Annotated in this window: 12 protein-coding genes; 11 read left to right on the forward strand and 1 reads right to left on the reverse strand. The window is 68.9% G+C overall.

Annotated features, from left to right (window positions below; genetic code table 11):
- The first annotated feature begins 247 nt into the window (after positions 1 to 247).
- Together ileS and ACZLZQ_RS01840 are read left to right on the forward strand one after the other, a co-directional pair.
- On the forward strand, positions 248 to 3,277 hold the full coding sequence (gene ileS / locus ACZLZQ_RS01835) for an isoleucine--tRNA ligase (RefSeq protein WP_472947862.1): 3,030 nt from the start codon (positions 248 to 250) through the stop codon (positions 3,275 to 3,277).
- Between the two features lie 204 nt (positions 3,278 to 3,481).
- On the forward strand, positions 3,482 to 4,159 hold the full coding sequence (locus ACZLZQ_RS01840) for a hypothetical protein (RefSeq protein WP_472947863.1): 678 nt from the start codon (positions 3,482 to 3,484) through the stop codon (positions 4,157 to 4,159).
- Positions 4,160 to 4,202: 43 nt separating this feature from the next.
- On the opposite strand, the gene ACZLZQ_RS01845 is transcribed toward ACZLZQ_RS01840, so the two are convergent.
- On the reverse strand, positions 4,203 to 4,652 hold the full coding sequence (locus ACZLZQ_RS01845) for a nucleoside deaminase (protein WP_472947864.1): 450 nt from the start codon (positions 4,650 to 4,652) through the stop codon (positions 4,203 to 4,205).
- 74 nt (positions 4,653 to 4,726) lie between these two features.
- Between ACZLZQ_RS01845 and ACZLZQ_RS01850 the strand changes: the two genes are divergently transcribed.
- The 9 genes from ACZLZQ_RS01850 to hisG all read left to right on the forward strand — a co-directional run bounded on the left by ACZLZQ_RS01850 (position 4,727) and on the right by hisG (position 15,161).
- Positions 4,727 to 6,619: a pseudouridine synthase gene (locus tag ACZLZQ_RS01850; RefSeq protein WP_472947865.1), complete on the forward strand. Its 1,893-nt coding sequence runs from the start codon at positions 4,727 to 4,729 to the stop codon at positions 6,617 to 6,619.
- A gap of 3 nt (positions 6,620 to 6,622) precedes the next feature.
- A complete protein-coding gene (rsmD, locus tag ACZLZQ_RS01855) occupies positions 6,623 to 7,183 on the forward strand; it encodes a 16S rRNA (guanine(966)-N(2))-methyltransferase RsmD (RefSeq protein ID WP_472947866.1) in 561 nt (186 codons plus the stop codon).
- A 168-nt stretch (positions 7,184 to 7,351) separates the two neighbouring features.
- Positions 7,352 to 8,806 carry a M16 family metallopeptidase gene (locus ACZLZQ_RS01860; RefSeq protein ID WP_472947867.1) on the forward strand — a complete coding sequence of 485 codons (1,455 nt, stop codon included), beginning with the start codon at positions 7,352 to 7,354 and terminating at the stop codon, positions 8,804 to 8,806.
- Positions 8,807 to 8,819: 13 nt separating this feature from the next.
- Positions 8,820 to 10,142 (forward strand): M16 family metallopeptidase, encoded by a 1,323-nt coding sequence (locus tag ACZLZQ_RS01865; protein WP_472947868.1) that lies wholly within the window; start codon positions 8,820 to 8,822, stop codon positions 10,140 to 10,142.
- A 2-nt stretch (positions 10,143 to 10,144) separates the two neighbouring features.
- The gene (locus ACZLZQ_RS01870; protein WP_472932245.1) at positions 10,145 to 11,029 is read left to right on the forward strand and encodes a patatin-like phospholipase family protein; all 885 of its coding nucleotides are present in this window, start codon (positions 10,145 to 10,147) and stop codon (positions 11,027 to 11,029) included.
- Positions 11,030 to 11,163: 134 nt separating this feature from the next.
- Positions 11,164 to 11,340, forward strand: coding sequence for a hypothetical protein (locus ACZLZQ_RS01875; RefSeq protein ID WP_472932244.1), 177 nt, complete (start codon positions 11,164 to 11,166; stop codon positions 11,338 to 11,340).
- A gap of 359 nt (positions 11,341 to 11,699) precedes the next feature.
- Positions 11,700 to 13,325, forward strand: a complete 1,626-nt coding sequence (hisS, locus tag ACZLZQ_RS01880; protein ID WP_472947869.1) for a histidine--tRNA ligase — start codon at positions 11,700 to 11,702, stop codon at positions 13,323 to 13,325.
- Positions 13,326 to 13,329: 4 nt separating this feature from the next.
- Positions 13,330 to 14,469, forward strand: coding sequence for an ATP phosphoribosyltransferase regulatory subunit (locus tag ACZLZQ_RS01885; protein WP_472947870.1), 1,140 nt, complete (start codon positions 13,330 to 13,332; stop codon positions 14,467 to 14,469).
- A complete protein-coding gene (gene hisG / locus ACZLZQ_RS01890; RefSeq protein WP_472947872.1) occupies positions 14,466 to 15,161 on the forward strand; it encodes an ATP phosphoribosyltransferase in 696 nt (231 codons plus the stop codon). The genes ACZLZQ_RS01885 and hisG overlap by 4 nt, the downstream gene beginning before the upstream one ends.
- Positions 15,162 to 15,269: the final 108 nt, after the last annotated feature.

Below are 15,269 nucleotides of genomic sequence, written 5' to 3' on the forward strand. Positions count from 1 at the left end.
GGCATGCATCGCCCATCACCTTGCCGGCCGACGGCGCCCTCGTGATTCCGCTTTATACGCGCGGCGCGTATTGCTAGAGAGGCGGCATGATCCGGCTCCCGCTCCTGCGAATTATCCGCCCGGCCCCGCGCGCGCTCTGAGCGCTCTGGGGACCGGGACGCGATTGCCCGCCGCAGGCCCTTCAGCCGCGACGCTCTCCCCTTGACGCGATGCGCCGCCTTCCGGCCCGCGAACCGAAAAGACCGACATGAGCGACACCGCCACCACCGACTATTCCAAGACGCTGTTCCTGCCCGAGACCGAGTTTCCGATGCGCGCGGGCCTGCCGCAGCGCGAGCCGGAATGGATCGCCCGCTGGGATTCAGAGAACCTCTACAAGGCGCTGCGCGAGGATGCCGCCGGCCGACCGAAATACGTGCTGCACGACGGCCCGCCCTATGCCAACGGCAACCTCCACATCGGCCATGCGCTGAACAAGATCCTGAAGGACGTCATCACCCGCTCGTTCCAGATGCGCGGTTTCGACGCCAATTACGTGCCGGGCTGGGACTGCCACGGCCTGCCGATCGAGTGGAAGATCGAGGAGGCCTACCGCGCCAAGGGCAAGAACAAGGACGAGGTCCCGGTCAACGAGTTCCGCCAGGAATGCCGCGAGTTCGCGGCGCACTGGGTCGGCGTGCAGTCGGCCGAGTTCCGCCGCCTCGGCGTCGAGGGCGACTTCGCCGACCCGTACCTCACCATGAATTTCGAGGCCGAGTCGGTGATCGCCGGCGAGCTCTTGAAGTTCGCCACCTCCGGCCAGCTCTACCGCGGTTCGAAGCCGATCATGTGGTCGGTCGTCGAGAAGACGGCTTTGGCCGAAGCCGAGATCGAGTACGAGGACTACGAGAGCGACACGGTCTGGGTGAAGTTCCCGGTTCGCGATGGGATCGCGGGAAATGTCGTCGTTGGCAGGCCGACTGGTTTTCGCGAAGAAGCAAAGAGCGCTCTGTTGGCGCCCACAAATCTCTTGGGGGCGTCCGTCGTGATCTGGACGACCACGCCCTGGACCATGCCCGGCAACCGCGCCGTCGCCTATTCCGACCGCGTCGCCTACGGCCTCTACGAGGTGACCGCGCCGGATGACGCCGAGGCGCCGCGCTGGGCGAATTTTGGCGAGAAGCTGATCCTGGCCGACGCTCTCGCCGCCGACGTCTTCGCCAAGGCACGCGTGCCGGAGGGCGGGTTCACGCGCCTCGCCGACGTCTCGGCCGCCGACCTCGCTGGTATGATGCTCATCCATCCGCTGGAGGCCCTCGGCTACACCTTCCCCGTTCCGCTGCTCGAAGGCGACCACGTCACCGACGAGGCGGGCACCGGTTTCGTGCACACCGCGCCGAGCCATGGCCGCGAGGATTTCGACGTCTGGACGTCGAGACGCAAGCTGCTGGAGCAGCGCGGCATCGACACCGCCATCCCGTTCACCGTCGACGATGACGGCTTCTACACCAAAGATGTGCCGGGTTTTGGGCCCGACGCGCCGGAGGGCCCGGCCCGGGTCATCGACGACAAGGGCAAGAAGGGCGACGCCAATGCCCGCATCATCGCCGCGCTGATCGCCGAAGGACGGCTTCTGGCGCGTGGCCGGCTGAAGCATTCCTATCCGCATTCCTGGCGCTCCAAGAAGCCGGTGATCTTCCGCAACACGCCGCAGTGGTTCGTGTCGATGGACAAGGAGCTGCAAGGCTACGGCCTGCGCGAAGGCCAGCTCGCCGAGACCGACACGCTGCGCGGCCGCGCTCTGAAGGCGATCGAGGAGACGCGCTTCGTGCCGGCTTCGGGCCAGAACCGGCTGCGCGGCATGATCGAGGGTCGGCCGGACTGGGTTCTGTCCCGCCAGCGCGCCTGGGGCGTGCCGATCGCCGTCTTCGTCGACGAGGACGGCGCGATCCTGAAGGACAAGGCGGTCAACGAGCGGATCCTTGCCGCTTTCGCCGCCGAAGGGGCGGATGCCTGGTTTGCCGAGGGCGCCAAGGAGCGCTTCCTCGGCAACGAGCACGACGGCACCCAGTGGAAGATGGTCACCGACATCCTCGACGTCTGGTTCGATTCGGGCTCGACCCACGCCTTCTGCCTGGAGAAGCGGCCGGACCTCAAATGGCCCGCCGACCTCTATCTCGAAGGCTCCGACCAGCACCGCGGCTGGTTCCACTCGTCCTTGCTGGAATCCTGCGGCACCCGCGGCCGGGCGCCCTATGACGCGGTGCTGACGCACGGCTTCGTCATGGACGAGGAGGGCCGCAAGATGTCGAAGTCGCTCGGCAACGTCGTCACCCCGCAGGAGGTGATCAAGCAGTCCGGCGCCGACATTCTCCGGCTCTGGGTGGTCTCGTCCGACTATTCGGAGGATCTGCGGCTCGGCAAGACGATCCTGCAGACCAACATTGATGCCTACCGCAAGCTCCGCAACACCATGCGCTGGATGCTCGGCACCCTCGCGCACGACACCGGCGAGACGGTGGCGCTGGCGGACATGCCGGAGCTGGAGCGGCTGATGCTGCACCGGCTCGCCGAGCTCGACCGCGTGGTGCGCAAGGGTTACGACGACTTCGACTTCAAGCGCGTCAGTCGTGCGCTCGTCGACTTCATGACGGTGGAGCTGTCGGCCTTCTACTTCGACATCCGCAAGGATGCGCTCTACTGCGACGCGCCGTCCTCGCCGCGCCGGCATGCGGCGATCCAGGTGGTGCGCGAACTCTTCGACCACCTCGTCACCTGGCTCGCCCCGATGCTGCCCTTCACCATGGAGGAGGCCTGGCTGTCCCGCCATCCGGAGAGCCGCTCGGTGCATCTCGAACAGTTCCGCACCGTCGATCCCGCCTGGCTCGACGAGGCGCTGGCGGCGCGCTGGCAGAGGGTCAAGCGGCTGCGCCGGGTCGTCACCGGCGCGCTGGAGGAAGAGCGCCGCGCCAAGCGCATCGGCTCCTCGCTCGAGGCAGCGCCCACCGTCCACATCGAGGATGCGGGCCTGCGGGCGCTCGCCGAAGAGCTGGACTTTGCCGAGATCGCGATCACCAGCGGCATTGTGATCGCCGCGTTCCCGGCGCCTACCGGCGCCTTCGCGCTCGCCGACACGCCGGGGGTCGCGGTGGTGCCGGGCCTTGCCGAGGGGCAGAAATGCGCCCGCTCGTGGAAGATCACCCGGGACGTCGGCGACGATGCCGAGTTTCCGGAGGTATCGGCCCGCGATGCAGCGGCGCTGCGCGAACTGAAGGCGCTCGGCCGGCTGGCAGTCTGAGGCGGCAAAGCGGGGACATGCGAAAGATTGGCGGGGACATCCGGAACAAATCTGCGGTTCCCGCCGCGCCACCGGCCGCTTTCTTGCCTCAGCCTTGCGCTTGCCGTAGAACTCGCCCGACAATCGACAGAATTCAATGAGCATGGCTGGGCGCGATCCGGGGATCTCGGTCGCGGGGAATTCGGCAAGGGGGCCGACACGACGATGAAGCTTCGAGAGATTCGCGCCGCCAGCACGATCGCCGTCAGCCTTGCGGCCCTCGGCCTCGCCGGCTGCATGGGACCGACCTACGGAACGGGCAAGTCGGCCGGCGCGCAGATGGTCTCCGATCTCGACGGCATGCTGACGCTCGGCTCCTCGAACAAGGAGCCGATCTCCTACAATCCGCGTGCCGAGCTGGTGAAGCCGAAGGATACGTCGATCCTGCCGCCACCACGCGACGGCGTGAGCGCCGAGAACGATCCGAACTGGCCCGAATCGCCGGAAGTGCGCAGCGCCCGGATCAAGGCCGCGGCCGACGCCCGCGACACCGGCGGTGCGGTGAGCGCCGACGTCATGGTTTCCCGGAAGGAAGGCATCACTGAGGAGCAGATCGCCGCCAACACCTATGGCACCGACCGCCTGAGCAGCGAGCGTGGCCGCACGACGCTGAGTCCAGACGAGCTGAACTCCGGCCGCGAGGCGTTCAAGAAGCGCTTGCAGGAGAGCAAGCAAGGCAGCCCGACCCAGCGCAAGTATCTCAGCGAACCGCCGGTCGCCTATCGCCAGCCCGCCGCCAGCGCCCCCGTCGGCGATCCCGGCGTCGACGAGAAGGTGAAGGAAGCCAAGCTGAACATGAAGAAGGGTTTCGGCGAGACCTTGCGCGGCATCCTGCCGTTCTAGGCAGCCCTACCCGCCCGGGGATCGATCGCGGCTTTCGGGCGGATCAGTCCCGGCGGGCCTGGAAGAAGTCGCGCAGGATGACGGCCGCCTCGCTTTCGGCGATGCCGGCATAGACTTCCGGTGCATGGTGGCACGTCGGCTGCGCGAAGAAGCGGCCGCCGTGCTCGACGCCGCCGCCTTTCGGATCGTTTGCGGCGAAGTAGAGCCGCCGGATCCGCGCGAACGAAATCGCCCCGGCGCACATCGCGCAAGGCTCCAGCGTCACGTAGAGATCGCAGCCGGAGAGGCGCTCCTGCCCGAGCGCTTCGGCGGCCGAGCGGATCACCAGCATTTCGGCATGCGCCGTCGGGTCGTTCCGTTCGCGCGTGCGGTTGCCGTCGCGGGCGATGACGGCCTCCCCCGACACCAGAACGGCGCCGACCGGCACCTCGCCCCGCGCGGCGGCGGCGCGGGCCTCCTCCAGCGCCAAATCCATGTAATTCTCGCGGCCCATGGCCTTCCCCTCGCGCAGCCTCTCGCCGCGCCCGGCCCGACCTGATAAGCACCGGCGAGCAAAAGGCAAAGATCATGACCGACAGACACGACGGCGACGACGCTAAAAAAGGTGGAACGCGCGGGGACAAGCCCGCCGGCGAGAAGCGCGTGTTCAAGCCGCGCCCGCTCGGCGACGCGCCGGCCCGCAAGGTCTACCCCAAGAGCTTCGACACCGAGATGCCGGGAGCAGCGCCCGCCGGTGCCCGCGGCGACAAGCGCGAGGCGCGCGGCGACAAGCCCGACCGCAAGCCCCGCGACGATGCCCGCGCCCCGTCCCGGACGGCTTCGACGTCGGACGAGCCGGCCGGCTCGATGCGCATCGCCAAGCGCCTTGCCCGCGCCGGCGTCGCCTCGCGCCGCGACGCCGAGGGCATGATCGCCGACGGCCGCGTCAAGCTGAACGGCAAGATCCTCGACACTCCGGCGGTCACCGTCACCGGCCGCGACAAGATCGAAATCGACAACCAGCCGCTGGCGCCGATCGAGCGCACCCGGCTCTGGCTCTACCACAAGCCCTCCGGCCTCGTGACCACCAACCGCGACCCGGAAGGCCGGCCGACCGTGTTCGACCGTCTGCCGGAGGACTTGCCGCGCGTGCTGTCGGTCGGGCGGCTGGACATCACCACCGAGGGCCTGCTGCTCCTCACCAATGACGGCGGCCTTGCCCGCATCCTCGAGCTGCCGGCGACCGGCTGGCTCCGCCGCTACCGCGTCCGCGCGCACGGCACGGTGACGCAGGCCCAGCTCGACGAACTGCGCCAGGGCGTCGCCATCGACGGCGTGTTCTACGGCGCCGTCGAGGCGACGCTGGATTCCGAGAAGGGCGCCAATGTCTGGCTGACGCTCGGCCTGCGCGAAGGCAAGAACCGCGAGGTCAAGCGCATCCTCGGCCATCTCGGCCTCGACGTGAACCGGCTGATCCGCATCTCCTTCGGCCCGTTCCAGCTTGCCGACATGCCGGAAGGCTCGGTGCGCGAGATCAACGGCCGCATGCTGCGCGACCAGCTCGGCGACCGGCTGATCGAGGAGGCCGGCGCCGATTTCGACGCGCCGATCATCACCACCTTCACCAATGCCGTGGTGCAGGCCGAGAAGGCAGAAGTGCCGAAGGTCAAGAGCGAGTGGGTCTCGGCCACCACCGAACGCCCGAACCGGCGCAAGTTCGGCGACGCCAAGCGCACCGACGCGCTCGGCCGTCTCGACACCAAGCCGCCGCGGCCGGGCGCCCGCGACGACCGCAGCAAGAGCGACCGGCCGGAACGGCCCCGCGAGGACCGCAACGATCGTCCGCGCACCGGCGACCGGCCGGAACGCTCGGACCGTTCGCGCGACGACCGTCCGCGCGGTGGCAGCGACCGCGAGGAGCGGACCGGCGGCGACACGGCGATGAAGACGCCGATGGGTCCGCGCCGCCATGCCAATGTCTGGACCGCACCTGGCGCCCGGCCGGTCGGCGAGAAGAAGCTCGCCGCCCGCGAGGAGCGCGCCAAGGGCCGCGACCGTCCCCGGCCGAGCTTCGGCGCCGACAAGCCAACCGGCGATCGTCCCCAACGTCCTGCCGGCGATCGGCCCGCCCGGCCGGCCGGCAGTCGCCCCGGCCTTGGCGAACGGCCATCGGCCCGCCCGGCCGGCGAACGCCCGAGCTATGGCAAGCCGCGCGAGGAAAGCGGCGAGCGTCCTGCCCGCAGCGGTGCCCCTTCGCGTTTCGGCGACCGCAACAAGACGCCCGGCAACGCTCGCAGTTCGGCCCCGCGGGGCGACCGCAGCGACGCCCCCCGGACCCCACGCAGTGATGGCCCTGCCCGCGGACCCTCCCGCGGTGATGGACCACGGGGCGGTGATGCTCCGCGCGGGGCGCCACGGGGCGGCCCCGGCGGCGGCAACAGCAAGGGCCCGGGCGGGCCGAAGCGCGGACCGCGGAGCTAGGCCATGCGCATCGTGGGCGGCTCCTTCCGCGGCCGGCCGCTGGCCGCGCCGAAGACCGACGCCATCCGCCCGACCACGGACCGGGTGCGCGAGACGCTGTTCAACATCCTGCAGCATCAGAAGAGCCGACCGCTGGAGGGCGCGCGCGTCCTCGACCTCTTCTCCGGCACCGGGGCGCTCGGCATCGAGGCGCTCTCGCGCGGCGCGCGCTACTGCCTGTTCGTCGAGGAGGGCGTCGAGGGCCGTGGCCTCCTGCGCAGCAATATCGAGGCTTTCGGCCTGACCGGCATCACCCGGGTGTTCCGCCGCGATGCGACGAGCCTCGGCCCGGCGGGCGCGCTGGAGCCGTTCAACCTCCTCTTCGCCGATCCGCCCTACGGCAAGGGTCTGGGTGAAAAGGCGCTGGCCTCGGCCCGCGACGAAGGCTGGCTACAGCCGGGCGCGATCTGCGTGCTGGAGGAGGCCGCGAGCGCCCGCTTTCAGCTGCCGGCAGGCTTCGTCCTCGACGACAGCCGCCCGACCGGCGACACGATCCTGCGGTTCCTGCGCTTCGCCGCGGCGTGAGCATCGGCCGGGCGGTTCGCTATCCGCCGGAGACCGCCCGATCCCTCAGCCGCCAGGTAGCCTTTGGCCACGCCACGGGCGACCTAACTAAAACTTAATTGGCACCCATAGCGCGGAGCAGCCATAGCTGCCGCACGAGAACGAAAAAGCACAGGGATCGAACCGACGATGCATCGTTTTGCCAGGCATGCGGGGGTGTCCGCTCTCGCCCTCTCGATCAGTCTCCTGCCGCTCACAGCCTTCGCCGAGGACGCCGCCAAGCCGGTCGCCGCGACGACCGCCGCCGCCCCCGCGCCGGCCCAGACACCGGCCGAACGGATGGCCGAGGCGGAAGCCAAGCGCCCGAAGAACGAAAGCTTCATGCTGGAAAACGGCATGCAGGTCGTCGTCCTGCCGGACCGCCGCGCTCCGGTCGTCACCCAGATGGTCTGGTACAAGGCGGGCTCGGCCGACGAGGTTGCCGGCACCTCGGGCATCGCCCACTTCCTCGAGCACCTGATGTTCAAGGGCACCAAGACCCATCCGATGGGCACCTTCTCCAACGCCGTCTCCGACATTGGCGGCGAGGAGAACGCCTTCACCAGCTACGACTACACCGCCTATTACCAGCAGATTCCGTCCTCCGCGCTGGAGCAGATGATGGGCTTCGAGGCCGACCGGATGGAGAACCTCATCCTCTCCGACGAGGCGGTGCTGCCCGAGCGCAACGTGATCCTCGAGGAGCGCCGCCAGCGCACCGACAACGACCCCTCTGCCCAGTTGCAGGAAGCGCTGCAGGCGACGCTCTACCAGAACAGCCATTATGGCATCCCGGTCATCGGCTGGCGGCACGAGATGGAGAAGCTTTCGCGCGAGGACGCGATCGCTTGGTACAACCGCTACTACACACCGAACAATGCGACGCTGATCATCGCCGGCGACGTGACGACGGAAGAGGTGCGTGCGCTGGCCGAAAAGACCTTCGGCAAGGTCAAGCGCCGCGCCGAACCCGGCGACCGCGCGGCCTTGCGCCCGACCGAGCCCGAGCCGCTGGCGGCCCGCACGGTGACGCTGAGCGACGCCCGCGTCACCCAGCCGACCATGCAGCGCTCCTACCTCGTGCCGTCCGACACCACGGCGGCACCGGGCGAGGCCGAAGCGCTCGACGTGCTTGCCGACGTCCTCGGCAGCGGCACGACCAGCCGGCTTTACCGTGCGCTCGTCGTCGACCAGGCGATTGCCGCCGGCGTCGGCGCCTATAATTCCAGCTCGGCGCTGAAGGAAGGCGAGTTCGGCGTCTACGGCACGCCGCGCGGCACCGCCGATATCGCCAAGGTCGAAGGCTCGATCGACGCGGAGATCGCGAAGATCCTGAAGGACGGCATCACACCGGAAGAGCTCGAGCGCGCCAAGAACCGCGTGCGCAAGGCCGTGATCTACGAGCGCGACAGCCAGACGGCGCTCGCCCGCCGCTACGGCGCGGCGATCTCCACCGGCCGCACCATCGCCGACGTCGACAGCTATCCCCAGCGCATCGAGGCGGTCACCGTCGACAGCGTCAACGCCGTCGCCCGCAAGTATCTGGACCCGAAACGGTCGGTCACCGGCTATTTGCTGCCCGCCGCCCCCGCCGTCCGCTCCTGAGATCGAGGTTTACATGACGCAGATCACGCTACGCCCGATCGCCGCGCTCGCCCTCACCGCCGGCCTCTCCTTCTTTGCGCTTTCGCCGGCTGAGGCCGTCGAAATCAAGCAGGTGACCAGCCCGGGCGGCATCAAGGCGCTGCTTGTCGAGGACTACACCAACCCGCTGATCGCCGTGAACTTCTCGTTCAAGGGCGCCGGCTCGACCGCCGATGCCGAGGGCAAGGACGGCACCGGAAACCTCATGTCGGGCCTGCTCGACGAGGGCGCCGGCGACATCGACAGCCGTAGCTTCCAGGAGAAGCTCGACAATCTCGGCGTCAGCCTGTCCTACACCGCGAGCTACGACAATTTCTCCGGCTCGTTCCGGACGCTCGTGGAGAACGAGTCCGAGGCCTTCAACCTGCTCCGTCTCTCGGTCAACGAGCCGCGCTTCGACGACGAGCCGGTGGCGCGGATCCGGGGCCAGATCGAGACCGGCATCATCGCCAACGAGAACGATCCGGGCCAGCTCGCCTCTAAGGCCTGGCGCGGCGCGGTTTTCCCCGGACACCCCTACAGCCGGCCGAGCGACGGCACCGTCGAGACGCTGAACAAGGTCGAGAAGGCCGATCTCGAGAACTTCCGCAAGAACGGCTTCGCCAAGGACAACCTCGTCGTCGGCGTCGTCGGGGCGATCGATGCGACGGAACTCGGCAAGCAGCTCGACGAGGTGTTCGGCGCGCTGCCGGCCAAGGCGACGCTCCCCGTCATCGCTGACGCCGTGCCGGTGACCGGCAAGACCGCGGCGGTGACGCTCGATGTGCCGCAGACGACGATCCAGTTCGCGCTGCCGGGCATCAAGCGCGACGACAAGGACTTCTTCGCGGCCTATCTGATGAACCACATCCTTGGCGGCGGCTCGTTCTCCTCGCGGCTTTACCAGGAAGTCCGCGAGAAGCGGGGCCTTGCCTACGGCGCGAACTCCTTCCTCGCCTCCTATGACCATGCCGCCGTGCTCGGCGCCTCGACCGCGACCCGGGCCGACAAGGCGCAGGAATCGATCGACATCATCCGCAAGGAGATGAAGCGCATGGCCGATGAGGGCCCGACGCAGGCCGAGCTCGACAAGGCGAAGTCCTTCGTGAAGGGCTCCTACGCCATCCAGAACCTCGACTCCTCGCTGTCGATCGCTTCCACCCTCGTCGGCATCCAGCTCGACAATCTCGGCATCGACTACATCGAAAAGCGCCAGGGCCTGATCGACGCCGTCACGCTCGACGACGTCAAGCGCATGGGCCAGAAGCTGCTGTCGGCCGACCCGACCGTCGTCACCGTCGGCCCCGCCGGCGCCTGACAATGGCAAAACCCCGCCGCATCGGCCTCGCGCTGGGGGGCGGCGGGGCGCGGGGCCTCGCGCACATCCACGTGCTCTCGACCTTTGACGAACTCGGCATAAAGCCGGCGCACATCGCCGGTTCGTCAATCGGCGCGATCTTCGGGGCGGCCTATGCCTCCGGCATGTCGGGGGCGGAGATCGAAGATTTCGCACTGGCAAGCTTTGCCAGTCCCCGTCTCCTGGCCGGCAGGCTCTGGGCGACGCGCCCGCCGACGCTCGCCGACTTCTGGGCCGATGGCGGCTTTCGCCTTGGCCAGCTTAACGCACGGCGGGTGCTTGGCGCCTTCCTGCCGCCGGCGATGCACATCGACTTCGACGCCCTCGAGATCCCGACGACGGTGATGGCGACGGACTTCTACGCCCGGCGGGCGCTGGCGATCCGCACCGGCGACCTGATGAGCGCGCTCGCGGCCTCGGCGGCTCTGCCGGCCGTGTTCCGCCCGGTGCGGCGCGATGGCCTCGTGCTGGTGGACGGCGGCATCTACAATCCCCTCCCCTTCGACCAGCTGCGCGACGCGGCGGAGGTGATCGTCGCCGTCGACGTCAATGGCGGGCCCGAGGGCGACGCCGAGAAACTGCCGACCCCCGTCGAAGCAATGATCGGCGCTTCGCAGCTGATGCAGCAGTCGATCATCGAGACAAAACTCCTGATCGACCCGCCCGACCTCCTGTTCCGGCCGCCGGTCTCCCGCTACGGCGTGCTCGACTTCCTTCGCACCAAGACGATCCTCGACGAGACGCGCGGCGTCCGCGAAGAGGTCAAGCAGCAGCTCGGACGCCTGCTCGACCGCCCGCCGGTGTTCGAGCTCGACGAGGCGATCGAGGCGTTGCAGCGGGAGGTGTGACGGCGAAAGACGTGGGTCCGGCGCCGGACCGATGATCGCCGCAGGTATCGCCGGTCTGTTCGCCCGCTGCGCTGCTGGAGCGGGAACAGGCATGACCGATCGTCGTTGCTGTGCCGACACCCAAGGAGATCGACATGACCGACGACATCAAGAAGACCCCGCCCGCCCAGCCGATGCGCGACGACAAGCCGACGCCCGGCGACCAGGAGCGGAAAATGACCAAGGAAGAAAGCCGGGACGACGCCGTCGACGACACGTTCCCCGCGTCCGACCCGGTACAGCCGAGCCGGATCGACGGCCCGAACAACTAGGGTCGACGCACCTCAGAGACGAAGTGCGGACGCCAATGCCGACGCATCGTCATCCCGGGCTTGACCCGGGATCCATTCCAAATCGCCGCCGACAGCCGCGAGGGTGGACATTCCTGACACGGACCACGGCGGACACGCCGAGGAATAGATCCCGGCTCAAGGCCGGGATGACGAAATTGACAGGCCGGCACCTTCGGGTCTCCCTGCCTCTGCCGGCAGTGCCACCTTCGGCCCGCCTTTCCCCTTCCGCTTGTCCCTCCGCCGCCTATCGGCTAAGCCCCCAGCACATTCAGCAACCAGGCGATCGCCTGCCCTCCCCGCGAGGGTAGCGGATCGACGCGCGTTTCAGGCGGCAGAACATGGCTTCCAAGCCCATCAAGGTGAAGGCGCGGCAGCCGCGCGGGTTCGGCGACCGTGGTCCGGACGATCTGCGGGCGCAGGAGAAGATGCTCGGCGTCATCAAGAGCGTCTATGAGCGCTACGGCTTCGAGCCGGTCGAGACGCCGTTCTTCGAGTACACCGATGCGCTCGGGAAATTCCTGCCTGACAGCGACCGCCCGAACGAGGGCGTGTTTTCGCTGCAGGACGACGACGAGCAGTGGCTTAGCCTGCGCTACGACCTCACCGCGCCGCTCGCCCGCTATGTCGCCGAGAATTTCGACGCGCTGCCGAAACCCTATCGCAGCTACCGCGCTGGCTACGTCTTCCGCAACGAGAAGCCGGGCCCTGGCCGCTTCCGCCAGTTCATGCAGTTCGATGCCGACTCGGTCGGCGCGCCCTCCGTCGCGGCGGACGCCGAGATGTGCATGATGATGGCCGACGTGATGGAAGCGCTCGGCATCGCCCGCGGTGACTATGTCATCCGGGTCAACAACCGGAAAGTGCTCGACGGCGTGCTCGAGGCGATCGGCCTCGGCGGCGACGAGAATGCCGGGCGGCGGCTGACCGTGCTCCGCGCGCTCGATAAGCTCGACAAGTTCGGCATCGCCGGCGTGCGCGAGCTGCTCGGCAAGGGCAGGCTCGACGACAGCGGCGGCAAGGGCGACTTCACCAAGGGCGCCGAGCTGGATGCGGATAGCATCGACCGGGTGCTGCGGCTGTTCGACATCACCGGTCTTGCCGCCGAGGCGGTGGATGCCGAAGGTCCGGGCTCCGTGCGCATCGCCAAGGCCCGCGAGGCCTTCGGCGAGAATGCGCGGGTGGCCGAAGGGCTCGGCGAGCTCGAGCAGATTCGGTCGATGTGCCGGGCCGGCGGCTATGACGATGCGCGCGTCCTGATCGACACCTCGGTCGTGCGCGGCCTCGAATACTATACCGGCCCGGTCTACGAGGCCGAACTGCTGTTCGACGTCACCAATGAAAAGGGCCAGAAGGTCCAGTTCGGCTCGGTCGGCGGCGGTGGGCGCTATGACGGGCTGATCGCGCGCTTCCGCGGCGAAGCGGTGCCGGCGACCGGCTTCTCGATCGGCGTTTCCCGGCTGATGACGGCGCTGAAGAACCTCGGCCGCCTCGGCAGCGAGGACCGCGGCGGCCCGGTCGTCGTGACCGTGATGGACCGCGACCGGTTGGCCGACTACCAGGGCCTGACGACGCTGCTGCGCGACGGCCTGAACCCCAAGGACGCGGACGGCCAGTTCATTGGGCCCGTCGTGCCCGTCGAGATGTTCCAGGGCAATCCGAAGCAGTTCGGCAAGCAGCTGGCCTATGCCGACAGCCGCAACGCGCCGCTGGTGGTGATCCAGGGCGGCGACGAGAAGGCCGCCGGCATGGTGCAGGTGAAGGACCTCGTCGAGGGCAAGCGGATCTCCGAGACCATCGCCGACAACGCCACCTGGCGGGCGACGCGCCCGGCGCAGGTGACGGTGCCCGAGGCCGAGCTACTGGCGACGGTGCAGGCGATTCTCGCCGCGCAAGCGGCGGACCGTCTTGGCGAGGGCGCGGCCCACGGCGACGATGCCGATGGGCGCGTCTCCACCGAGGACTGACGCGATGGCTCCGTCCGTGCCCCCGGCGATGGATGTCGCCCTCGAGAACCTTTTCGCCGCGCGCTCGACCTTTGCCGTGACGGTGCCGGTCATCCAGCCGGCGGACCCCTATCTCGACACCGCCGGCGAGGCTCTGCGACGGCGCATCTTCCTCACCCGCGGCGAGAGCGGGGAGACGCTGTGCCTGCGGCCCGACTTCACCATACCCGTCTGCCTCTCGCACATAGCCGAGGGCGCGGCGCTGCCGCGGCGCTATGCCTATATCGGCCTCGTCTTCCGGCAGATGCGGGCGGAGGGCTCGGAGTTCCGCCAGGCCGGCATCGAGGACCTCGGCGATCCCGACCGGGCGCGCGCCGATGCGCGGGCGCTGGCCGACGCGCTGGCCGGGCTCGAGACTGCGGCAGGTCCCGTGCCGCTCGACATCGTTCTGGGTGACCAGGGCCTGTTCGAGGCGTTCCTTGCCGCGCTCGGCCTGCCCGATGGCTGGCAGCGCCGGCTGGTGCGCACCTTCGGCGACGATACGCTGCTGGGCGCTGCGCTCGGCGATCTCGCCCGGCACGACGGGCAGGCGCTGCAGGGCCTCGCCGCCGATCTCCACGCGCTCGCCAAGAACCGCGACATGGTGGGCCTGATCCAGGCGGTGCGGGCACGGATGGAGGCGGGCGGGCTGTCGCCCTCGGCGAGCCGGACGCCGGCCGAGATCGCCGCGCGGCTGATCGAGAAGGTGGCGGTCGCCGAGGCGCGCCTCTCGGAGAGCTCGCTGCAGCTGCTGCGCCGCTTCCTGTCGATCGACTGCCCGCTGTCCGACGCCTCGCGGCTGTTGCGGGGCCTGTCGGCGGAGAGCGGCATCGAGCTCGGCGCTGCGCTCACCGTGTTCGAGCAGCGCAACCTCGCTCTGGCAGAAGCGGGCGTCGATCTCTCCGCGGTGCGCTACCGCGCGGCTTTCGGCCGAGCGATCGACTACTACACCGGCATGGTGTTCGAGATCCGGGCGCCGGGGGCTGCCCAGCCGCTGGTCGGCGGCGGGCGATACGACCGGCTGCTGACCTATCTCGGCGCCACCGTGCCGATCCCCGCGGTCGGCTTTTCGCTCTGGCTCGACCGCATCGCCGCGCTCGCCCCCGATGCAGGAGAGGCCGCATGACACTGACGCTCGCCATCCCGTCCAAGGGCCGGATGAAGGAGGACGCGGTCGCAGCGCTGGCCGCCGCCGGCATCGAGATCGCCGGCGCTGAGGATGCCCGCAGCTACCGCACCAGCGTCTCCGGCATCGAGGGGCTGGACGTCGTCCTGCTCTCGGCCTCGGAGATCGCCCGCGAGCTGGCCAGCGGCAGCATTGCCTTCGGCGTCACCGGCGAGGACCTGGTGCGCGAGACGATCGCGGACGCGGACCAGAAGGCCGAGATCATCGCGCGGCTTGGCTTTGGCCAGGCCGACGTCATCGTCGCCGTGCCGGAGGCCTGGGTCGACGTCGACCGGATGGAGGATCTCGGCGATGTCGCAGCGAGCTTTCGCCAGAAGCACCACCGGCGCCTCCGGATCGCGACGAAGTACCAACGGCTGACGCAAGAGTTTTTCACCCGCCGTCACGGGATCCAGAGCTACCGCATCGTGGAGAGCCTTGGCGCCACCGAGGGTGCGCCTGCGGCAGGGTCCGCCGACATTATCGTCGACATCACCTCCACCGGCTCGACGCTGCGGGCGAACGCGTTGAAAATTCTCGACGATGGCCTGATCCTCGCCTCGGAGGCCTGTCTCGTGATGGCGAAGGCAACGCGCGACCCGGCCGAGGCGGCGCTTGTGGCTGAGATGCGCCGGCGTTTCGCCAGCCGCTGACGGCGCTGGCCGGCAACACGTCGTGCGTTCCGGTCGCCTCCTCGGCGGTTGACGCTGCTCCGACCAAGGTCACAAGGAAACCGCGTCCCCCGTGCGTTAACACGACGC

The sequence above is a fragment of the Mesocryomonas lacus genome, from assembly GCF_055730105.2.